The organism is Variovorax sp. Varisp41 (assembly GCF_047325085.1).
Classification (GTDB): domain Bacteria; phylum Pseudomonadota; class Gammaproteobacteria; order Burkholderiales; family Burkholderiaceae_C; genus Variovorax.
Map to the genome: position 1 here is coordinate 940,427 of NZ_CP168541.1, position 20,305 is coordinate 960,731.

General features: G+C 69.8%; 18 protein-coding genes. 6 read left to right on the plus strand and 12 right to left on the minus strand.

Features of this window, described 5'->3' with window-relative positions:
• Positions 1–31 precede the first annotated feature (31 nt).
• Together ACEN9J_RS35570 and ACEN9J_RS35575 are read right to left on the minus strand one after the other, a co-directional pair.
• A complete protein-coding gene (locus ACEN9J_RS35570) occupies positions 32–1,309 on the minus strand; it encodes a TRAP transporter large permease subunit (protein WP_057589906.1) in 1,278 nt (425 codons plus the stop codon).
• Positions 1,310–1,331: 22 nt separating this feature from the next.
• Positions 1,332–1,850, minus strand: coding sequence for a TRAP transporter small permease (locus ACEN9J_RS35575; protein ID WP_261206082.1), 519 nt, complete (start codon positions 1,848–1,850; stop codon positions 1,332–1,334).
• 102 nt (positions 1,851–1,952) lie between these two features.
• Between ACEN9J_RS35575 and ACEN9J_RS35580 the strand changes: the two genes are divergently transcribed.
• Complete coding sequence (locus ACEN9J_RS35580; protein WP_413764686.1) at positions 1,953–2,666, plus strand: GntR family transcriptional regulator; 714 nt, start codon at positions 1,953–1,955, stop codon at positions 2,664–2,666.
• Here the strand turns inward: ACEN9J_RS35580 and ACEN9J_RS35585 are convergent.
• The 5 genes from ACEN9J_RS35585 to ACEN9J_RS35605 all read right to left on the minus strand — a co-directional run bounded on the left by ACEN9J_RS35585 (position 2,663) and on the right by ACEN9J_RS35605 (position 9,138).
• Complete coding sequence (locus tag ACEN9J_RS35585; RefSeq protein WP_296740170.1) at positions 2,663–3,712, minus strand: ABC transporter ATP-binding protein; 1,050 nt, start codon at positions 3,710–3,712, stop codon at positions 2,663–2,665. The genes ACEN9J_RS35580 and ACEN9J_RS35585 overlap by 4 nt on opposite strands.
• Before the next feature lie 22 nt (positions 3,713–3,734).
• Positions 3,735–5,972 (minus strand): ABC transporter permease, encoded by a 2,238-nt coding sequence (locus ACEN9J_RS35590; protein ID WP_413764687.1) that lies wholly within the window; start codon positions 5,970–5,972, stop codon positions 3,735–3,737.
• A gap of 10 nt (positions 5,973–5,982) precedes the next feature.
• Positions 5,983–7,014 carry an ABC transporter substrate-binding protein gene (locus ACEN9J_RS35595; protein WP_261206087.1) on the minus strand — a complete coding sequence of 344 codons (1,032 nt, stop codon included), beginning with the start codon at positions 7,012–7,014 and terminating at the stop codon, positions 5,983–5,985.
• 124 nt (positions 7,015–7,138) lie between these two features.
• Positions 7,139–8,422 carry a sensor histidine kinase gene (locus tag ACEN9J_RS35600; RefSeq protein ID WP_413764688.1) on the minus strand — a complete coding sequence of 428 codons (1,284 nt, stop codon included), beginning with the start codon at positions 8,420–8,422 and terminating at the stop codon, positions 7,139–7,141.
• A gap of 26 nt (positions 8,423–8,448) precedes the next feature.
• Positions 8,449–9,138 (minus strand): response regulator transcription factor, encoded by a 690-nt coding sequence (locus tag ACEN9J_RS35605; RefSeq protein WP_413764689.1) that lies wholly within the window; start codon positions 9,136–9,138, stop codon positions 8,449–8,451.
• A 191-nt stretch (positions 9,139–9,329) separates the two neighbouring features.
• Between ACEN9J_RS35605 and ACEN9J_RS35610 the strand changes: the two genes are divergently transcribed.
• Together ACEN9J_RS35610 and ACEN9J_RS35615 are read left to right on the plus strand one after the other, a co-directional pair.
• Positions 9,330–9,770, plus strand: a complete 441-nt coding sequence (locus tag ACEN9J_RS35610) for an N-acetyltransferase family protein (RefSeq protein ID WP_413764690.1) — start codon at positions 9,330–9,332, stop codon at positions 9,768–9,770.
• A gap of 106 nt (positions 9,771–9,876) precedes the next feature.
• A complete protein-coding gene (locus tag ACEN9J_RS35615; protein WP_413764691.1) occupies positions 9,877–10,245 on the plus strand; it encodes a nuclear transport factor 2 family protein in 369 nt (122 codons plus the stop codon).
• A gap of 31 nt (positions 10,246–10,276) precedes the next feature.
• On the opposite strand, the gene ACEN9J_RS35620 is transcribed toward ACEN9J_RS35615, so the two are convergent.
• Together ACEN9J_RS35620 and ACEN9J_RS35625 are read right to left on the minus strand one after the other, a co-directional pair.
• Positions 10,277–11,356: an ABC transporter substrate-binding protein gene (locus ACEN9J_RS35620; protein WP_413764692.1), complete on the minus strand. Its 1,080-nt coding sequence runs from the start codon at positions 11,354–11,356 to the stop codon at positions 10,277–10,279.
• 7 nt (positions 11,357–11,363) lie between these two features.
• Positions 11,364–12,239, minus strand: a complete 876-nt coding sequence (locus ACEN9J_RS35625; RefSeq protein ID WP_413764693.1) for a DMT family transporter — start codon at positions 12,237–12,239, stop codon at positions 11,364–11,366.
• A gap of 130 nt (positions 12,240–12,369) precedes the next feature.
• Between ACEN9J_RS35625 and ACEN9J_RS35630 the strand changes: the two genes are divergently transcribed.
• Together ACEN9J_RS35630 and ACEN9J_RS35635 are read left to right on the plus strand one after the other, a co-directional pair.
• A complete protein-coding gene (locus ACEN9J_RS35630; RefSeq protein ID WP_413764694.1) occupies positions 12,370–13,791 on the plus strand; it encodes a PLP-dependent aminotransferase family protein in 1,422 nt (473 codons plus the stop codon).
• A 41-nt stretch (positions 13,792–13,832) separates the two neighbouring features.
• Complete coding sequence (locus ACEN9J_RS35635) at positions 13,833–16,214, plus strand: DNA polymerase II (protein WP_413764695.1); 2,382 nt, start codon at positions 13,833–13,835, stop codon at positions 16,212–16,214.
• Here the strand turns inward: ACEN9J_RS35635 and ACEN9J_RS35640 are convergent, their stop codons facing one another.
• Positions 16,215–17,030, minus strand: a complete 816-nt coding sequence (locus tag ACEN9J_RS35640) for a crotonase/enoyl-CoA hydratase family protein (RefSeq protein ID WP_209540007.1) — start codon at positions 17,028–17,030, stop codon at positions 16,215–16,217. It abuts the gene before it with no gap.
• Positions 17,031–17,099: 69 nt separating this feature from the next.
• Here ACEN9J_RS35640 and ACEN9J_RS35645 point away from each other — a divergent pair, with 69 nt between their 5' ends.
• The gene (locus ACEN9J_RS35645; protein WP_261206096.1) at positions 17,100–17,807 is read left to right on the plus strand and encodes a Crp/Fnr family transcriptional regulator; all 708 of its coding nucleotides are present in this window, start codon (positions 17,100–17,102) and stop codon (positions 17,805–17,807) included.
• 24 nt (positions 17,808–17,831) lie between these two features.
• On the opposite strand, the gene ACEN9J_RS35650 is transcribed toward ACEN9J_RS35645, so the two are convergent.
• Positions 17,832–18,920 carry a M14 family metallopeptidase gene (locus ACEN9J_RS35650; RefSeq protein WP_413764696.1) on the minus strand — a complete coding sequence of 363 codons (1,089 nt, stop codon included), beginning with the start codon at positions 18,918–18,920 and terminating at the stop codon, positions 17,832–17,834.
• On the minus strand, positions 18,917–20,275 hold the full coding sequence (locus tag ACEN9J_RS35655; RefSeq protein WP_413764697.1) for an MFS transporter: 1,359 nt from the start codon (positions 20,273–20,275) through the stop codon (positions 18,917–18,919). Before ACEN9J_RS35655 ends, ACEN9J_RS35650 begins: the two co-directional genes overlap by 4 nt.
• Positions 20,276–20,305 lie beyond the last annotated feature (30 nt).

Here is a 20,305-nt window from a genome sequence, read left to right on the forward strand (position 1 = left end):
TCTCCTTGTGTGATGCGATGGGTGAACGGATTCAGCGGAACCAGGTGGCGGGCACGAGCACCAGCGCCGGGAACAGGATCAGCAGCAGCAGCACGACGAGCTGCGCCAGCATGAAGGGCATGACGCCGCGGATCGCGTCGTCCATGCGGATGCGCGCCACGCCGGCCACCACGTTGAGCACCGTGCCCACGGGCGGCGTCACCATGCCGATGGCGTTGTTGATGATGAACAGCACGCCGAAGTAGATCGGGTCGATGCCGGCCTCCTTGATGATCGGCATCAGCACCGGCGTGAGGATCAGGATGGTGGGCGTGAAGTCGAGCGCGGTACCCACCAGCACCACCACCGCCATCAGCACCAGCATCAACAGCGTCTTGTGCTCGATGAAGGGCTGCGCCAGCGCCACGATCTGGTCGGGGATGTTGGCCACCGTGATGAGCCAGGCCGACACCAGCGAGGCCGCCACCAGGAACATGATGATGGCCGAGGTCATGGCCGCGCTCAGCAGCGCGCGGTAGAGGTCGCGCAGCGACAGCGCGCGGTAGACCACGGTGCTCACGAAGAGCGCGTAGGCCGCGGCCACCACGCCGGCCTCGGTGGGCGTGAACAGGCCGAACTTGAGGCCGAAGATGATGATCACCGGCAGTCCCAGCGCCCAGAGGCTGCGCAGCACCGCCACGCCGATCTCGGGCAGGCTGCGGCGCGGCGCCGGCTGCACCGTGCCGCGGCGCGAGAGCCACCACCAGGTGACGATCAGCGAGGCGCCCATCATGAGGCCGGGCACGATGCCGGCCATGAACAGCTTGGTGATCGACAGGCCCGCGGCCACGCCGAACACCACGAAGCCGATCGAGGGCGGGATCACCGGCGCGATGATGCCGGCCGCCGCGATCAGCCCGCTCGAGCGGCCCACGTCGTAACCGGCATTGCGCATCATCGGGATCAGCAGCACCGCCACCGCCGCGGTGTCGGCGATCGCCGAGCCCGAGACGCTGGCCAGCACCAGCGCCGTGAGCACCGCCACGTAGCCCAGGCCGCCGCGGATGTGGCCGATGATGGCCATCGCGGCATCGACGATGCGCCGCGACAGGCCGCCGAGGTTCATGATCTCGCCGGCCAGCAGGAAGAAGGGCACCGACATCAGCAGGTAGTTGTCGGCGCCGTCGACCAGCTTCTGCGCCAGGATCTGCACGTCGAAGCTGTTCATCTGCAGCATCAGCGCGACGCCGCAGACCATGAGGGCGAACGCGATCGGCATGCCCAGCGTCATGGCGCCGAGCAGCGATGCGATGAAGGTGAAGACGGTCATGGAGTGGCCTCTGTCCTTGCGCTCAGTCGGCGGCGCGGTCTTCGCTCTCGCGCACCGTCACCAGCTGCGCGTCGCTGAGGTCGCCGCGCAACGCCTGCCAGAGGTTGGCCAGCAGGGTGATGCCCATCAGCACCGCGGCCACCAGCCCCACCGAATAGACCGCCGCCACCGGAATGCCCGAGACCGGCGCGTGGTTGTCGAGGTTGACCTTGGTCTGCTCCCAGCAGCCCAGCCACAGCATCACGATGCAGCCCAGCATCAGCAGGTGGCTCAGGACGAAGAAGGCCAGCTTGCCCGCATGCGGCAGCCGGCTGACCACCGTGTCCATGCCCAGGTGCGTGCCCTGGCGCAGCGCGACGATCGAGCCGATGAAGGTCAGCCAGACGAACAGCATGCGCGACACCTCCTCGGTGAAGGTGATGCCGGTGTCGAACACATAGCGCAGCACCACGTTGGCGAACACCATCAGCGACATCACGGCCAGGCCGCCCACGAGCGCGTGCTCGAACCACCGGTAGAGCCGGTCCATTGCTGCATTCATCTTGTCTCCTGATCTGTGGCAACAAATATATCAGATGCCAGATATTAAACGCCAGGGATCAGATCCGGTATTTCCCGAGGGCCGGTCCTGTTAGGATCGCGCATGGCCCCGCCCCGTCAATCCGCCCTCTCCGTCAAGGTCGAGCGGCCCAAATCGCTCACCGAACTCGCGATCGACCAGATCCGCGCCGCCATCGTCAGGGGCGAATTGGGCTTCGGGGAGGCGTTGTCGGAGTCGGTGCTGGCGGCCACGCTGGGGATCAGCAAGACGCCGGTGCGCGAGGCGCTGCTGCACCTCAAGATGGAAGGGCTGGTCGAGGTCCATCCGCAGCGCGGGACCTTCGTCTTTCAGCTCGGCGAGGCCGAGGTCGCGAACATCTGCCGCTTCCGCTCGATGATCGAATGCGAGGCGCTGGCCGACGGCATGGAGCACCGGCCCGAGGCGCTGATCCAGGCGCTCGAGAAATGCCTGGACGACATGGCGGCCGCCTTCTCGAAGCAGCAGCACGACGAGTTCCCGCGCCTGGACACCGAGTTCCACAACGCCATCATCGAGAGCTGCGCCAACGGCTACATCCAGTCCGCCTACATGCTGGTGGCGGCGCAGCTCACCGCCCTGCGTTACCGGCTGCCGGCCGAGAACAGCCAGGTCACGCACTGCCAGGACAACCACCGCGTGGTGGTCGACGCGATCCGCGCCAACGACGCGGCGCGCGCGCAGGCGATCCTGCGCGAGCACATCCAGAGCACGGAGCAGGCCTACCTGATCGCCTGCCGCAACATGGTGGCGCCGGCGCGCGAAACGGCGCAACCCTAAGTTGCCGCGGCCACGATGGAAACGCCGTGGTCCGCCAGGTGCAGGCTCACGGGCGCGCCGGGCATCAGCGACTGCCTGACCTCGGGCGAGACGACGAAGATCTCGCCGAGCCCGCTCGAGAAGGTGTATTCCACGGTGCTGCCGACATAGGTCCTCTTGAGCACGCGCGCCGCGAGGCCGTCGTTCGAGACCGGCCGGATGATCCAGGCCTCGGGCCGCACCGCCACCTTCACCGGCCCCGCGCCGATGCCGTCCGGCGCCGTCACGCCGAGCGTGCCCAGCATCACCTGGCGCCGCGCATCGCAGACGCCGTCGAACAGCATCGCTTCGCCCATGAAGCCCGCGACGAATTCCGACTGCGGCGACTCGTAGAGCTCGTGCGGGGCGCCACGCTGGGCGATCGCGCCCTGGTCCATCACGATGATGTGGTCGCTGACCGCCAGCGCCTCGCTCTGGTCGTGCGTGACGTAGGCCACCGTGAGCGACAGCCGCTGCTGCAACGCGCGGATCTCCTCGCGCATGGAGCGGCGCAACCGGGCGTCGAGGTTCGACAGCGGCTCGTCGAACAGCAGCACCGCCGGCTCCAGCGCCAGCGCGCGCGCCAGCGCCACGCGCTGCTGCTGCCCGCCCGACAGCTCGCTGGGCATGCGCTCGTTCATTCCCTTCAGGCCCACGGTCTCGAGCATCAGCGCGGCCTTCTCGCGCGCCTGCGCCTTCGCGAAGCCCGACATGCGCAGCCCGTAGGAGACGTTCTCGATGACGCTCATGTGCGGGAACAGCGCATAGCTCTGGAACACCAGGCTGACGTTGCGCTGCGCCGCGCCCAGGGTCGTGACGTCCACGCCGTCGATGAAGATGCGCCCCGCGCTCGGCGTCTCGAGCCCCGCGATCATGCGCAGCGTCGTGGTCTTGCCGCAGCCCGACGGGCCGAGGATGGTGGTGAGCGTGCCCCGGGGCACGCCGAAGCTGATGTCCTTCACGACCATGGGCGCCTGGGCGCCGGTGCCATAGCTCTTGGACACGTTCCTGAATTCGATGCCGTACATGTTCTTCTCCGATTGAGATGCTTCAGGTGGCCGCCGGCGCATGCCGTGCGTCGGCCGCCCCGGTGTCCGGGCGCCGGGCCGCGGCGGCCCTGCGGCCCAGCCTGCGGTCGCCGACGCGCCATTGCACGAGGCCGGTGACCACCGCCATCAGCACGATCAGCGCGGTGCTGTATGCGAGCGCCACGCCATAGTCGCCCTGGCCGACGCGGCCGATGATGAAGGTGGTGGCCAGCTCGGTCTGCGCCGTGACGAGGAAGATCACCGCCGACACGGTGGTCATCGAACGCACGAAACTGTAGATGAGCGAGGCCGCGAGCGCCGGCTTCAGCAGCGGCAGCGTGACCGACCAGAGCGTGCGCGCGGTCGAGGCGCGCAGCATCAGCGAGGCCTCGTCGAGCGACTTGTCGAGCTGCTTGAAGGCCGCCGAACCCGCGCGCACGCCCACCGGCAGGTTCCGGAAGATGAAGCACAGCACGATGATCAGCCCGGTGCCCGTCATCTCGAATGGCGGGGCGTTGAAGGCCAGCACGTAGCTCACGCCCAGCACCGTGCCCGGGATCGCGAAGGCCATGAGCGCCGAGAACTCGAACGCGCCCTGCCCGCGGAACTGCACGCGTGCCAGCAGCCAGGCGATCAGGAGGCCCAGCCCCGCGGTGAGCGGCGCCGCCACGGCCGCCAGCCGCACCGTCGTGAAGAGCGAATCCCAGGCCACGCCGACCCATTGCACCGCGCCCCCCTCCACCACCACCGAGAAGGCCGTGCGGAAGTGCGCCAGCGTGGGCGTGTAGTTCCGGCCCCAGGTCTGCACGAAGCCGCCGCAGAAGGCGAACACATAGACCACCAGCGTGAAGACCAGCCACGGCACGACCACGCACAGCGCGGCGCGCCGCAGACCGTCGGGCAGGCGCATCGAGAGCCCCGCGTCGCCCTTGCCCGAGACGGTGGTGAAGTTCCTGCGGCCCAGGATCCCGCGCTGCACCGCGAAGACCCCCAGCGCAAACACGGTCAGGATCAGCGCGAGCGCGGCCGCGCGGCCCTGGTCGAACTGCGCGCCGACGATCGCGAAGAAGATCTCCGTGGACAGCACCGAGAACTGCCCGCCCACGATGATCGGGTTGCCGAAGTCGGCGATGCTCTCGATGAAGCCGACCAGGAAGGCGTTCGTCAGGCCCGGCAGCATCAGCGGGAAGGTGACGTGGCGGAAGGTCCGCCAGGCATCGGCGCGCAGCGTCTGCGAGGCCTCCTCGAGCGAGGGGCTGATCCCCTCGATCACGCCACGCACGATGAGGAAGGCGATCGGCGTGAAGGCGAACAGCTGCGCGAGCCAGACGCCGAACCAGCCGTAGAACCAGCGCGTGGGTTCGATGCCGAAGGCCCATTCGATCAGTTGGTTGACCAGCCCCGCCCGCCCGAACAGCAGGATCAGGCCCAGCCCCACCACGAAGGGCGGCGTGATGATCGGCAGCGGCGCGAGGAAGCGCAGCGCATGCCGGATCCGCGAGGCACTGCGGTTCTCGACCAGCGCGAGCAGCGTGCCGAGCACCGTGGTCGTGAGGCCGGTCAGCGTGGCCAGTGCCAGCGTATTCCAGGCGACGCCGCAGCTGCGCGCCGAATGCAGGCAGCCGACGCCCCAGATCCTTTCGCTCGCGATGCGCGCGAACCAGGCGCCGGCGCTGAACTGGCCGCCGTCGTCGAGGAAGGCGCCGGCCAGCGAGCGGAACACCGGCAGCGCGACGAAGGCCAGCAGCAGGCTGCCCGCGCCCACCACGGCCGCCGCGACGAACAGGTCGCCGCGGAACGCACCCGTGCGCGCCGCGCCGAACGCGGTCAGCATCAGCAGCGCGCCCAGCACGAGCATCGCGCCCCAGCCGAAGCCCGGTTGGCCGGCGGCGACGGCCGCCGCGAACAGGCCCGGCGCCGGGTCGGCGGCGGGCAGGCCGATGGCGAAACCCTGCAGCAGCACGCCCGCCACGCCCAGCGCGCCGCAACCGGCCAGCAGCCGTCCCTGCGCGACACCGGGCGCCATCCGCATCGCCAGCAGGCCGGCGAGCAGCGGCCAGGCGGCCAGGGCCAGCCAGGGCCGGCGATGCAGCAGCACCTGCGCGAGCGCCGAGGAGCTGTCATGGCCCGCGAGCAGTTCGCCCACGCCCTGCAGTCCCGCGAGGCCATCGGGCAAGGCATGCCAGGGCGGCAGGCAGAAGGCGAGCAGGCCGACGACCGACCAGAGCGCGATCGGCCTGTTGTGAGGATCGAGCTTCATGCGGATCCGTTCAACGCGACTGGCCATTGACTTCGCGCTCCCAGCGTTCGATCAGGCGCTTGCGCTCGGCCGAGCGCCCGTACTTCGCATAGTCGTAGTCGATGAGGCGGATCTTGCGGAAGTCGGGGATGTGGCTGTCCAGCGTGGCCGACTTGTTGGACGGCAGCTGGTATTGGTGCGCCGCCGCGGCCAGTTGCTGCGCCGCGGGCGTCAGGGCCCATTCGTAGAACCTCTTGGCATTCTCGAGATTGCGCGCGCCCTTGATGATCGACATCGAGCCGATCTCGGCGCCGGTGCCCTCGCAGGGCGTCGCGGTCGCGATCGGGAAGCCCTGCATCTGCTCGCTCGGCGCGTCGTGCACGAAGCTGATCGACACCGTGGTCTCGCCGCGCGCCGCGGCCTTGATCGGGCCGGTGCCGGAACGCGCGTACTGGCTCACGTTCCGGTGCAGGCCCTTCATGTAGTCGAAGGCCTTGTCCTCGCCCATCAGCTGCACGAGGGTCGCGATCATGGTGTAGGCCGTTCCCGAGCTCGCGGGATTGGCGACCTGGATCTCGCCGCGCAGGCCCGGCGACAGCAGGTCCTTCCAGCACTTGGGCTCGGGCAGCTTCTTCTTCGCCAGCAGTTCGGTGTTGTAGGCGAAGCCCAGCGGTCCGGAGTACACGCCGACGGTGCGCCACTGCGACTGCTCGGCCTGCGACTGCGACCAGGCATGCAGCTGCGGCAGCGAGGGCGACTTGTACGCGAGGGTCAGGTCCTGCTCCGCGGCCTGGAGATGGGGATCGCCCGTGCCACCGAACCAGACATCGGTCTTCGGGTTGCCGCGCTCGGCCAGCAACTGGGCCAGCGCCTCGCCGCTGCCGCGCTTGAGCACATTGACCTTGATGCCCGAGCTGCGGGCGAAGGTGGTGCTCATGAGCGAGCACCATTCGTCCTGCACGGAGCAGATGACGTTCAGCTGGCCAGCCCCCTGGGCATGGACGGCCGGCGCGCACAGGCCGGCGGCCAGCGCGAGGGCCGCGAGGGCATTTGTCTTGTTCATGGATATCTCCTTGGAGTGGGATCGAAAAGAAAAGGGCGACACGCGTCCCCGGCCACGCGCGGGCCGTGAAGAAACGGGAAGGAATGCGGGGGCTTCGTTCGGCCGGCATGGGTGCCGGCCGCGTTCAGGGGGCCTGGCTCCAGCGGACCACGGCGTCCACGCCGATGACCCGCCCGGCATCGACGCGGTTGTAGATCTCCATCGACGCGCCCATGGCCTCGGCGATCTGGCGGCAGATCGACAGGCCCAGGCCAACCCCGCCCTTGGTGGCCGAGAACGCCTGGAACAGCCGCGGCCGCAGCGCATCGTCGACGCCCGGGCCGCCGTCCCACACCACGAGCTCCACCGTCGCGGCATAGGCGCGCACCAGGATGCCGAGCCGGCCGCCATCGGGCGTGTGATGGATCGCGTTCGCGAGCAGGTTGCGCAGCAGCTCGCCGAGCATCAGCGGATCGCCGGTGGCGCCCAGCTGCTCGTCGCCCTCGAGCGCGAAGTCCAGCCGCTTGGCCGCGATGAGCGGCGCGAGTTCCATCACCGCGTCGACGGCCGCCGCATGCAGCAGCACCGCCTGCAGGCGCCCCGCCCGCTTGACCTGCTCGAGCTTGCTGAGGCTCAGCAGCTGGTTGGCCATGTCCGTCGCGCGGTCGACCGTGTGCAGCATCTGCGGCAGGATCTCGCCGGCCGGCACGTCGCCCGCCATGGCGGATTGCAGCTGCGTGCGCAGCACCGACATCGGCGTGCGCAGCTGGTGCGAGGCATCGGCCAGGAAGCGGCGCTGCTGCTCGACCCATTCGCGCTGCCGCTGGTGCAGCTCATGCATGCGCGCCATCGCCGGGCGCAGCTCGGAGGGACCGTCGTAGAGCGCCATGTCCAGTTGCGGGGCATCGAGCGCGCGGCGCGCGCGCGCCAGCCAGCGCGAGGTCATGGCCACCGCCGAGACCACCACGGCCGACATGCCGAGGGCGGCCGCGGCGAGCCAGCCCAGCAGTTGCCGCGGCATCCGGTCCCAGGCGGCGAAGCGCGCGCGCATCGGTTCCGCGGCCTGGACCACCACCTTCCCTCCGGACTGGGTCGCGTCCTTGCGCAAGGCCGCCGCGGCACGCACCGCCACGTCCCCGCGCTGGCTCACATAGAGGCGCGGCGCGCCCGACGCCGGCAGGCTCGCGACCCAAGGGAACGCCTCGAGCATGCGGTCGCCGGCGATCCGGCTGCCGTCGAGCGAACCGGTCCGTTCGAACACGGCACCGACACCGGGCTGGCCCGAAGCGCCGAGCGCCGCCACCAGCCGCGCGTCCTGCGCCCGCGCCAGCTCGATCAGCGCCGCCACGAGATGGAACGCCGCGATGCAGGCCACGACCAGCCACAGGCCGCCCAGCAGCCACAGCAGCAGGAAGCGCCGGAGCGACACGGCGCGCGGCGGCCGGGACGCGAGCATCATCCGCCGGCCGGCCGCTGCGCCGCCGCGGAGGTGTCGTCGCACAGCAGATAGCCGACGCCGCGCAGGTTGAGCACCTCGACGCTGGCGCCGACCAGCTTCTTCCTCAGCCGGTGCACCACGAGGTCGATGGCCTCCGACTGCGCCGTGTCGGCACCGAACACCGCCTGCCTGAGCTCCTCCCTGGGCACCACGCGATCGACGCGCGACATCAGTTTCTTCAGCAGGTCGGCCTCGCGCTGCGACAGCTCGAGCGGGCTCTCGTCGCGGTAGAAGACATTGGCGGCGGCTTCGTAGCGCAGCCGCCCGCAGCGCAGCTCGCCATTGCGGCCGAGCCGGCGGGTCAGCGCGCCCACGCGCGCGATCATCTCCTCGAGGTCGAAGGGCTTGGCGAGGTAGTCGTCGGCGCCGGCATTGAGCCCCGCGATCCGGTCGCCGACCGCGCCGCGGGCCGTCAGGATCAGCACCGGGGTCGCGTTCCCGTCGCCGCGCAGACGGTGCAACAGCTCCAGGCCGTCGAGCCCGGGCAGCGACAGGTCGAGCACGATGATGTCGAAGTTCTTCTTGCGCGCCGCCGCCAGGGCCTCGGCGCCATCGCTGCAGCACAGGATCTCGAAGCCGCGCGACGACAGGCTGCGGGACAGTATTCCCGACAGGTCGAAGTCGTCTTCCACGAGCAGCAGTTGCATGCCCGGATGTTGCCATCGGGGACCTTCCCGCGAACTGGGGCTTGCACCACGCAACGGTGAAAGACAGACGAAAGAAAGGCCGGCGTCGATCCAGCGGGCGATGGTCCAGCCAGATTCGAAGAACGTGGTCCAACCGGAAGGCGCGATGCGGACGCACACTGCCTCGACCCCTTTCATCGACCTTGCCCCTCATGACCGCCACCCCGATCCACTTCCGCCCCGTCGAATCCGATGCGGACCTTCTCGCCTGCCATCCCATGGTGCGCCAGTTGCGTCCTCACCTCGCGAGCCCCGAGGCCTTACAGCAGGCCGTGGCCGAGCAGCGCCGCGAGGGCTACCGCATGCTCGCGGCCTGGCGGCACGATGCGCCGTGCGGCTTCGCGGGCTACCGCTTGCAGCGCAACCTGATCCACGGGCGCTTCCTCTATGTCGACGACCTCGTGACCACGCAGGACGAGCGCGGCGGCGGCGTGGGCAGCGCGCTGCTCGGCGCGCTGAAGGCGCTGGCCCGCGAGGCAGGGTGCACGCGCCTCACGCTCGACACCGGCTTGGACAACGCGCTGGCGCAGCGCTTCTACTTCCGCAACGACCTGCTCGCACGCGGCCTGCATTTCGGATTCGACCTGCGTTAGCTGTCAGCCGATCGCGTACGTCATCGTTGCCCATGGGCCGACGATCGCGACGCGCCGGAGCTCTACAACCGGAACCTGTTCCTGGTTCAACGAAGGAGAGTTCCGGATGTCACAGACGAACAAGGCCGTCCTCGAGCAGGCCAACGCGGCCATCGTCGAAGGCGACTACGAAGGCTTTCTGAGTGCCTGCACCGACGACACGCAGTGGACCTTCGTGGGCGAACAGACGCTCGACGGCAAGGAAGCCGTTCGCCAGTGGATGGCCCGGACGTACAAGGAGCCGCCCCGGTTCGACGTGCACCGGCTGGTCGCCGAGGGCGACATCGTGGCGGCCATCGGCGAGATCACTCTGAAGGACGAGGCTGGCAAGGCGACCCATCACAGCTACTGCGATGTCTGGCGCTTTCGCGACGGGAAGCTCGCCGAACTGCATGCCTTCGTGGTCGAGACGGGGCAACAGGCCGGCCCGCGTTAAACAGAGGGCGCCGCCTGACTTCCGCCATTCGTCAGGCGCCGGTGTGGAGCACCCTGAAGCGATCGGGCTGCGAGGAATCGCGCTCGACGACCTGGACCGGCGGCCAGGCCCATTGCAGGACATCGATGCCCGGCACGCGCGAGAACCGGAAGGAACCGCGGCTGCCCTCGAAGCTCACGTGCGACCATGCATCGGCAATGCCTTCGCGCCGCGCACCGTGCGATCGCATCGCTTCGGCGAGCACAGCGATCGCGTCGTAGCCCTCGAAGGCGACGAACGAAGGCGCCACGCCCAGTCGCTCGCGCAATGCCGCTTCGATGCGCATGGCTGACGAACCGAGACGCTCGGGCAGATAGCGAAGAAACGGAATCGCCGCGCCATCCGCGCCCAGCGCCGCCATCCACTCGGCGAACTCGGGCTGCCCCGCCGGCGCGCCGATCCGCATGCCGGCCAGCCGCGAGTCATGGCGCACGGCCTTGACGATGGGCACGGCCGGCTCGGGGTGGCCGGCCAGCATCAGGACGGCCGTGGCGCGTTGCTCGAACAGCTGGTCGCACAGTGCCGCGGGCGACAACGCACGCGCATCGAGCTCGATCAACACGCCGCCGCGCGCGGCCAAGTGCTCGCGCAGGATCACCGTGCCCGCCGCCCAATAGACGCTGGCATCGGCCGCGACCGCGATGCGGCGATGGCCCTCGCCCAGCAGGAAGTCGGCGTAGATCCGCCAGCCGTGCGACTGCGCCGGCGCCAGCCGCGCCACCCAGCGGCTCGGTTGTTCGCACAGCGCATCGAGCACCGCCGACGCGCAGAGGAACGGCAGGCCGAGTGCACCCGCCCGCGCGGCCGCCGCGCGGGCGACCACGCTGTGGTACTCCCCGGCCAGCGCCACCACGCCGAGGCGGGCCAGTTCGTCCACGGCAGTCATTGCCGTGTTCGGATCGGCCGCCGTATCCCTCACCACCAATCGAAGCAGCCTGCCCGCGATCCCGCCTGCCTCATTGATCTCGAGGGCAGCCAGTTCCATGCCCGCCAGCAGATGCTCGCCCGCCTCGACCCAGCCCGGCCGGCTCAGCGGCGCGAGCGCGCCGATCTCGATCGCGGAAGAACTCATCGACCGCTCAGGCGAAGCGCTTGGCGCCCGCCACGCAGAACACTACGACCACGGTCGATGCGATCATGGTCCAGGCCACCGGCTCGCCGAGCAGCATCCCGGCCAGCAGCAGGCCGAAGAAGGGCTGCAGCAACTGCAGCTGGCCCACGCCCGCGATGCCGCCGAGCGCCAGGCCGCGGTACCAGAAGACGAAGCCGATCATCATGCTGAAGACCGACACGTAGGCGAGGCCGGCCCAGGCCGGGGCGCCGATGCGGTCCCAGGCGTGCGGCAGGGTGAACAGCGCGATGGCCCCCATGAGCGGCAGCGACAGCAGCAGCGCCCAGCAGATCACCTGCCAGCCGCCGAGGCGGCGCGAGAGCGTGGCGCCTTCGGCATAGCCGAGTCCGCACACCACGATGGCCGCGATCATCAGCAGGTCGCCCTGCAGGCTGCCGCCGCGGCTGCCGTGCAGCGCGAAGCCGGCCACCACCGCGGCGCCGACGATCGAGAACAGCCAGAAGGCGGGTCTGGGCCGCTCGCCGCCGCGCAGCACGCCGAAGATCGCGGTCGACAGCGGCAGCAACCCGACGAAGACCACCGAATGCGCGGCATCGATGTGCTGCAGCGCCAACGCGGTCAGCAGCGGGAAGCCGACGACCACGCCGATCGCCACCAGGGTCAGCGGCACGAGGTCGGCCCGCTTGGGCCTCGCCTCGCGCAGCGCGAACAGGAACACCGCGCCCAGCAAAGCGGCGATCACCGCGCGCGCGCCCGTCAGGAACAACGGCGAGAAATCGGCCACGGCCACGCGCGTGGCGGGCAGCGAGCCGCTGAAGATGAGCACGCCCAGCAGGCCGCTGCCCCAGCCGGCTGAATGTCGTCGAGAACCTTCGCTTGTCATCCGCCCAGCGTAGCGGGGCGGGGCCCTGGCGGGAAGGCACAGAGGCATACAATTTCCGCAAACTGTATGGCTCATCCCGGCCACACAGTCACCCTGGAAGGCGACGAGGATGATCGGTGTGAAGGCAACGATGCGGACCGATGCCCTGATGGAGGCGGTGCGCGCCAAGATCGCGAACCGCGCCCTGGTGGAAGGCGACCGCCTGCCTTCGGTGCGCAGCTTCGCCGAGACCATGGGCGTCTCGCCCTCCACCGTGGTCGAGGCCTACGACCGCCTCGAGGCCGAGGGCGTGATCCGCGCGCGGCGCGGCTCGGGCTTCTACGTGACCGGCGCCAACCTGCCGCCGATGGCGCTGGCCGAGATGGGCGCGCCGCGCGAACGCGACGTCGATCCCTTCTGGGTCTCGCGCCAGTCGCTGGATGCCGATGGTTCCTTCCTCATGCCGGGCTGCGGCTGGCTTCCGGCCGACTGGATGCCTCACGCCGCCCTGCGCAAGGGCCTGCGCGCGCTGAGCCGCGCCGACGACGCGCTGCTGGCCGACTACGGCAGCACGCGCGGCGCACTCGCGCTGCGCCGCCTGCTGCTGGCGCGCCTGGCCGACGAGGGCATCGCCGCGACGCCCGAGCAGCTGCTGCTGACCACCTCGGGCACGCAGGCCATCGACCTGATCTGCCGCCTGCTGCTGCGGCCCGGCGACACCGTGCTGGTGGACGATCCCTGCTACTTCAACTTCCAGGCGCTGCTGCGCGCGCATCAAGCGAAGATCGTCGGCGTGCCGTTCACGCCCACCGGTCCCGACGTCGCGGCCTTCACGCAGGCGCTGGCGCAGAACCCGCGGCTCTACATCACCAACTCGGCGCTGCACAACCCCACCGGCGCCACGATCTCGCCGCAGACCGCGCACCGCGTGCTCGGCGCGGCCGCAGCGCAGGGCATGACGATCGTCGAGGACGAGGTCTTCGCCGACTTCGAGCCCTCGCCCTCGCCGCGGCTGGCGGTGCTCGACGGACTGCAGCGCGTGATCCGCATCGGCAGCTTCTCCAAGACGCTCTCGGCCTCGGTGCGCTGCGGCTACATCGCCGCGCGCCGGGACTGGATCGACGGGCTGGTCGACCTGCAGGTGGCGACCCAGTTCGGCGGCCCGAGCCCGGTGGCCACCGAGCTGATCGCCGGCGTGCTGGCCGGCGGCAGCTACCGCAAGCACATGGACGAGGTGCGCCAGCGCCTCGCGCGTGCGCGCAAGGACGCCACCGAGCGCCTGAGGGCGCTGGGGATCGAGCCCTGGCTCGCGCCGCGCGGCGGCTTCTACCTCTGGTGCCGGCTGCCCGATGGGCTCGACTCCGCGGTGCTGGCGCGGCGCTGCATGGAACAGAAGGTCGTGCTCGCGCCCGGCAATGTCTTCAGCGTCTCGCAGACGGCCGGCGCGTTCGTGCGCTTCAATGCCGCGCAGCTCGGCGACCGGCGGGTGTTCGGGATTCTCAAGGAGGCCATGAAGGACAGCATGCCGCCGCGCCCTGCGACGGCCAGGCGCAAGCAAAGCGCGGCCCTGTGAAAATCCATCACGCTCCCGCTCCACCCGATCTCCAGCCTCCCGTGCCGACCTCCGAACTCCAGGGGTTCATCCTCACCCGGCGCTGGCGCGATGCGCCCGGCGGCACCGAGATCGAGTTCTGGCTCGCCACCGACGAGGGCCCGCGCAAGGTGCTGCTCAATGCGCAGACCTCGGTCGCCTTCGTGGCGGCGAAGCACAGGCAGGCGGTGGAAGCGCACGCCCCGGAGCTGCCGGGCCTGCAGTTGCGCGAACTCGCGCTCAAGACCTTCGGGCAGGAGCCGGTCGTCGGCGTCTACGTCACGCATTTCCGCCAGCTCAAGCGGCTGGTGCGCCTGCTCGAGGCGAAGAGCATTCCACTGCTCGAAGCCGACATCCGGCCGCACGACCGCTACCTGATGGAGCGCTTCATCACCGCGGGCGCGCTCGTGGAAGGCGGCAGGCCCGACGGCGCCGCCCTCGTCGATGCGAGGCTCAAGCCCGCGCCCGCCTACCGGCCGCGGCTCAAGGTGGTGTCGCTCGACATCGAGACCAGCCAGCACGAGGAGCTCTACTCGATCGCGCTCGACGGCACCGGCGAGCGCGTGGTCTACATGCTGGGCGAGGCGCCCGCGCAGGCGGCAAGCGAGCCGCGGGACTTCTCGCTCGTCTACTGCGCCAGCCGCAAGGCGATGATCGAGCGCCTCAACGACTGGTTCGAACACAACGACCCCGACGTCATCGTCGGCTGGAGCGTGATCCAGTTCGACCTGCGCGTGCTGCAGAAGACGGCCGACACCGCCGGCGCGCCGCTGCTGCCGGGCCGCGAGCGCCGGCCCTTCGAATGGCGCACGCATCCGGGCAAGCAGGGCTACCTGTTCGCGACCACCGCGGGCCGCGTGATCATCGACGGCATCGAGGCGCTGCGCTCGGGCATGTGGAGCTTTCCGTCGTTCAGCCTCGAGTCGGTGTCGCAGGCCTTGCTCGGCGAAGGCAAGGCCATCGGCGACGAGTACGACAAGATGGCCGAGATCGAGCGCCGCTACCAGCAGGACAAGCCGGCGCTCGCCACCTACAACATCCGCGACTGCGAGCTGGTGCTGCGCATCTTCGAGAAGACGAAGCTGCTGAGCTTCGTGCTGGAGCGCGCCCAGACCACGGGCCTGCAGGCCGACCACTTCGGCGGCTCCATCGCCGCGTTCAGCCACCACTACCTGCCGCGCATGCACCGGCTGGGCTACGTGGCGCCCAACGTCGGCGAGATCCTCAGCAAGGCCTATCCGGGCGGCTACGTGATGGACTCCAAGCCCGGCTTCTACGACTCGGTCGTGGTGCTCGACTACAAGAGCCTCTATCCATCGATCATCCGCACCTTCCTCGTCGACCCCGTGGGCCTGGTGGAAGGCATGCGGGCGCAGGACCCGGCCGCGGGTGTGAAGGGCCCGAACGGCACCCTGTTCTCGCGCGACAGGCACTGCCTGCCCGAGATCGTCAGCACCTTCTGGCATGCGCGCGACGAGGCCAAGCGCGCGAAGAACGAGCCGCTGTCGCAGGCGCTGAAGCTGCTCATGAACTCCTTCGCGGGCGTGCTGGGTGCGTCGGACTGTCGCTTCTTCAATCCCGACCTGGTGTCCGCCATCACGCTGCGCGGCCACGAGATGATGCGGCTCACGCGCGACTTCGTGGAGGAACGCGGCTACGAGGTCATCTACGGCGACACCGACTCCATCTTCATCTGGCTCAAGCGCGCGCACTCCAGCGAGGACGCGCACGCCATCGCGGCGGCGCTCACCACCGAGATCAATGCCTGGTGGACCCGCACCCTGCACGACGAGCAGGGACTGCGCAACTTCCTCGAGATCGAGTTCGACACCCACTACAAGAAGTTCTTCATGCCCACCATCCGCGGCTCGGAGATCGGCAGCAAGAAGCGCTATGCGGGCCTGAGCGTGGATGCCAAGGGCCGGGAGGAGATGGTCTATCGCGGCCTCGAGATGGCGCGCAGCGACTGGACGCCGCTGGCGCGCCAGTTCCAGGAAGGACTGCTGTCGCGCATCTTCCACGACGAGCCCTACCGCGATTTCGTCGCCGACTACACGCGCTCGATGCTGGCGGGCGCCAAGGACGAGCTGCTGATCTACCGCAAGCGCCTGCGCCATCGGCTCGACGACTACCAGGTCAACGTGCCGCCGCAGGTGCGCGCGGCGCGCATCGCCGACGCATTCAACGACCGGGCGCAGCGGCCGCGCCAGTACCAGAACGGCGGCTGGATCCAGTACGTGATGACGCGCAACGGGCCCGAGCCGCTGGAAGCGCGGCAGTCGCGCATCGACTACGAGCACTACCTCGCGAAGCAATTGCGGCCGATCGCGGATGCGATCCTGCAGCCGATGGGCGAGAGCTTCTCGGCGCTGACCTCCTCGCAGTCGCGCCTGTTCGAGGAGTGATCAGATGCGGCCGAAGTCGCCGCCGCGCCCCAGTCCCGATGCGAAGCGGCCCGCGCCATCGGCGCCTTCCTGGTGGTGCGCCTCCACGCCGTTGGCCCACTCCACGCGCATCGCATCGCGCAGCGGCAGGCCATGGCTTTCGTGCACCGTGCGGCGATCGGCCCGCACGGCGGCCTGCGGAAAGCGCGCGATCTCCCTGGCCATCGCCTCGGCCGCCTGCCGCGCCTCGCCATGCGGCACCAGTTGCTCGCACATGCCGATGCGCAGCGCCTCCTCGGCCGGCACCTTGCGGCCGGTGAGGATGATCTCCATCGCGCGGCCCTGTCCCACCAGCCGCGGCAGACGCACCGCGCCGCCATCGAGCAAGGGGATGCCCCAGCGGCGGCAGTAGACGCCGAAGTAGGCGCTCTCGGCCATCACGCGGATGTCGCACCACAGCGCGAGCTCCATGCCGCCCGCCACCGCGGGGCCTTCCACCGCCGCGATCACGGGCTTCGACAGCTCCAGCCGCGTCGGCCCCAGCGGCCCCCGCGGCGCCGCGTTGGCGCCCATCGGAAACGCCAGGCCGCGCACGATGTCCTGGTCGAAGCGCTCGCGGTCCGCCAGCGTGCTCGCGTACTTGAGGTCCCAGCCGGCGCAGAAGGCGCCGCCCTCGCCCCACAGCACCGCGACGCGCGCCTGCGGATCGCGGTCGAAGGCCTGCAGCTGCTCGACCAGCGCGTCGGCGCTGTCGGGGTCCATCGCGTTGCGCGCTTCGTCGAAGCGGCTGTGGATCACGGTCCACACCGCACCATCCTTCTCGGTTCTCACGGTCATTGGCGTCTCCTGTTGAAGTGCTTACTATCGTGAAGACACGCGCATCGCGCTGTCGTTGCAACGACATCCATGAAGCCCGCCCCACCGCCCACCTCCCTGCTAGACCGCAGCGCCTGGTTCGCCACGCTGGAGCCGGCGCAGCAGGCGCTGGTGCGCGCCACCCTGGTCGAAAAAGATGCCGCGATCGGCGAATGCGTGGCCAGGGTGGGAGAGACCGCGGCACACTGGATCGGCGTGGACAGCGGCTTCCTGCAGATGTCCGTGACCGCCGCCGATGGCAGCGAGACCACGCTGCACTTCCTGCGCGAGGGCGAGTGGGGCGGCGAAGGCTCGATGCTCAAGCGCGAGCAGCGGCGCTACGACGTGATCGCGGTGCGCGCGAGCCGCGTCTGCCTGCTGCCCGCACCCACCTTCGAGCTGCTGCTCGCGCAGAGCGTGCCGTTCAACAACTTCCTGCTCAACAACCTCAACCAGCGCATGGGCACGGTCACGGCCTTGCTCGAAGCCTCGCGCATGCTGGCGCCCGACATGCGCGTCGCGCGCTGCCTCTCGCTGCTGGCCCAGGGCGACGACGGCGACGCGCTGGCCCTGCCGCAGCATCAGCTCGCCAACCTGTGCGGGCTGTCGCGCCAGCGGACCAACATGGCGCTGCGCGCGCTGAGGTCCGACGGATTGGTGCAGCTCGAGGGTCCCCGGATCAGGATCGTCGACTTCGCCGGGTTGGCGAGCCATGGCGCGAAGGCCGGCGGGCGAAGGAAAAGCGGGCGCGCCGCCTGACCATCCGCCGCGCCGCGCACCCGGTCACGCCGAAGCGCCGAGCCCGCACAAGGCCTGCACGACCGCCGTGCGCGCCTGGCCGAAGACCATGCCCTGCCAATCGGCATCGTCGACGTAGAAGCAGGCCTTCAGTTCCTGCCCGGCCTCGGCCTTGAGCCGCGGCGCGACGGGCGGCTCGGCCCGCCAGCAGAAGTGGTCCGCGCGCAGCGCATCGATCATCCGCAGCAACGGCACGGTGCCGAACTCGAGCGCGATCGTGGTGCCCAGTGCGTGGGGGCATTCCTGCGCGAGGATCGTCACCATCGGGCCGCGGATCTCGTACATCACCGAATCGTCGCGCTCGGTCGAGATGACATCCGCGCCCCACCAGGTCCGGGCCCGGTCGATCTCGCCGGGCCTGCCGATGAAGACCTTCTCGCAGTGGCCCCGCGGGCCGAGCCCGGTGTGGAGGTCGATCCAGCCCACCTGCTTCGTCGCGGCGCCCTCCTGCCGAAGAACCTGCCGGATCGTCCTGTTGCTCCAGGTCGCGCGGCTGCCGCCGTAGAACATTCCCGTGGGCGAGTCGTACTGCCCCTGGAACACGGACTGCCCATAGGCCTCGACGCCGCGCGCGTCGATCCAGGCATCGAGCCGCGCGGCCGCCTCGGGGCCCGGAGGCCATGCGGGCGGAAGCAGCAGGGGCTCCAGCTCGGCGTAGCCATGGTTCGGCGAGCGCGCCTCGTCGAAGCGCACGAAGTTCCGGTTCACGTCCACGTTGTCTTCATTGACGCGGCGCAGGTGCGAGAAGCCGAAGGGATTGACCGCGTGCACGAACAGCAGGCCGACGCCCATGCGCTCGGCCGTGGCCAGCAGCGGCTCGTCCACGAGCATCGCCGACTGGCAACCCGAACCGCAGAAGCCCTCGACGCCGTGGATCGCGGAGGTCAGGATCAGCAGCTTGTCGGCATGCGGATCTCCGACCCGCACGACGTCCATCGCGAGTTCCTCGCCCTGCGCGCCGCGCACGCCGTCGATCGCATGCGACGTCACGCCGAGCCCCGCCGCGCCCGCGTTGGCGAGAAAGCGCTCGCGCGCCGCGGCATAGCTGGCCGCGAAATGGTTCGTGGGTTTCACTTGAAGCTCCCCACCGGCATCGCGGCGCGCACGCGCGGCGATGCTTCCTTCGGGCTCTGCGCATCGAGGTCCTCGCCGGTGCGGTCGACGAGCCAGGGCATGACGAGGGTCGAGACCACGGTCACGACCACCAGGTACCAGGCGGGAGCCAGCTTGTCGGCGGTCTCATGCACCAGCCAGGTCAGCACGAAGGGCGAGAAGCCGCTGAAGACCGCGACCACCACGCTGTAGACGGTCGAGAGCCCGCTGGCACGCACATGCTTCGGGAAGATCTCGGTGAGCATCACCAGCAGCGCCGGGAACTGCGAAGTCAGGCACACGCTGAGCAGCCCGACGACCACGTACAGGCGCCCCGGCGAAGGCGCGGCGAGCAGCCAGTGGAAGCACGGGAACACCAGCAGCAGCAACACCACGCGCGACCAGAAGATCACGGGCTTGCGCCGCAGCCAGTCGGCCAGCAGGCCCGACAGCGGCGCGACGAGCAGGTTCACGATGCCGAACACCACGCCGGCCCAGATGCCGACCTGCACCGGCAGCCCGAGCTCCCGGGCCGCATAGGTCGGCATGTAGAACGCGACCACGTAGATGCCGACCGTGCACGCGAGGAACAGCAGGCTGGCCTGGATCAGTTCCTTCCAGTGGTGGCGCAGCAGCAGGCCGATCTTGCCGCCCGTTTCGCCCGAGGCCGCTGGCGTCGGCGCATCGACATGCGTCTCGTGCAGGCGCGTGCGGATGTACATGCCCACCGGCGCGATCAGGATGCCGAGCACGAAGGGCAGCCGCCAGCCCCAGCTCTCGAGATCGGCCGGGGCCAGCACCGAGATCACGGTGCTCGAGACGAGCGCGCCGAACATCACGCCCAGGCCCTGGCTCGCGACCTGCCAGCTGGCCATGAAGGCGCGCTCGTTGCGGCCCGCGTACTCGACCAGCATGGCCGTCGATGCCCCGACCTCGCCGCCCGCCGAGAAGCCCTGGATCAGCCGTGCCAGCACGATGATCGCGGGCGCCGCCAGCCCGATCTGCGCGGGCGTGGGCGCCGCCGCGATCATGGCGCAGCCCAGCGCCATGAGGCCGATGGTCAGCCCCATCGCCTTCTTGCGGCCATGGCGGTCGGCATAGGCGCCGATCACCACGCCGCCCAGCGGCCGCGCGAGGAAGCCGACGCCGAAGCTGGCCACCGCCAGCAGCAGCTGCGCATACGGACTCAGGGAGGGGAAGAAGATCCGCCCGATGATGCTCGTCATGAAGCCGTAGACGGTGAAGTCGTAGAACTCCAGCGCGTTGCCGACCGTGATCGCCGTCACCGCCTTGCGCTTCGATAGCGGCGGCGCGACGCCGCTTGTCTGGGTACCCATTGCTGTCTCCTGGCCATGCCTTTTGTTGCG

Bases quoted from the DNA above. Each gene is read 5' to 3' on its own strand.
- ACEN9J_RS35570 (WP_057589906.1), bottom strand. From the start codon at position 1,309: ATGACCGTCTTCACCTTCATCGCATCGCTGCTCGGCGCCATGACGCTG.
- ACEN9J_RS35575 (WP_261206082.1), bottom strand. From the start codon at position 1,850: ATGAATGCAGCAATGGACCGGCTCTACCGGTGGTTCGAGCACGCGCTC.
- ACEN9J_RS35580 (WP_413764686.1), top strand. From the start codon at position 1,953: ATGGCCCCGCCCCGTCAATCCGCCCTCTCCGTCAAGGTCGAGCGGCCC.
- ACEN9J_RS35585 (WP_296740170.1), bottom strand. From the start codon at position 3,712: ATGTACGGCATCGAATTCAGGAACGTGTCCAAGAGCTATGGCACCGGC.
- ACEN9J_RS35590 (WP_413764687.1), bottom strand. From the start codon at position 5,972: ATGAAGCTCGATCCTCACAACAGGCCGATCGCGCTCTGGTCGGTCGTC.
- ACEN9J_RS35595 (WP_261206087.1), bottom strand. From the start codon at position 7,014: ATGAACAAGACAAATGCCCTCGCGGCCCTCGCGCTGGCCGCCGGCCTG.
- ACEN9J_RS35605 (WP_413764689.1), bottom strand. From the start codon at position 9,138: ATGCAACTGCTGCTCGTGGAAGACGACTTCGACCTGTCGGGAATACTG.
- ACEN9J_RS35610 (WP_413764690.1), top strand. From the start codon at position 9,330: ATGACCGCCACCCCGATCCACTTCCGCCCCGTCGAATCCGATGCGGAC.
- ACEN9J_RS35615 (WP_413764691.1), top strand. From the start codon at position 9,877: ATGTCACAGACGAACAAGGCCGTCCTCGAGCAGGCCAACGCGGCCATC.
- ACEN9J_RS35620 (WP_413764692.1), bottom strand. From the start codon at position 11,356: ATGAGTTCTTCCGCGATCGAGATCGGCGCGCTCGCGCCGCTGAGCCGG.
- ACEN9J_RS35625 (WP_413764693.1), bottom strand. From the start codon at position 12,239: ATGACAAGCGAAGGTTCTCGACGACATTCAGCCGGCTGGGGCAGCGGC.
- ACEN9J_RS35630 (WP_413764694.1), top strand. From the start codon at position 12,370: ATGCGGACCGATGCCCTGATGGAGGCGGTGCGCGCCAAGATCGCGAAC.
- ACEN9J_RS35640 (WP_209540007.1), bottom strand. From the start codon at position 17,030: ATGACCGTGAGAACCGAGAAGGATGGTGCGGTGTGGACCGTGATCCAC.
- ACEN9J_RS35645 (WP_261206096.1), top strand. From the start codon at position 17,100: ATGAAGCCCGCCCCACCGCCCACCTCCCTGCTAGACCGCAGCGCCTGG.
- ACEN9J_RS35655 (WP_413764697.1), bottom strand. From the start codon at position 20,275: ATGGGTACCCAGACAAGCGGCGTCGCGCCGCCGCTATCGAAGCGCAAG.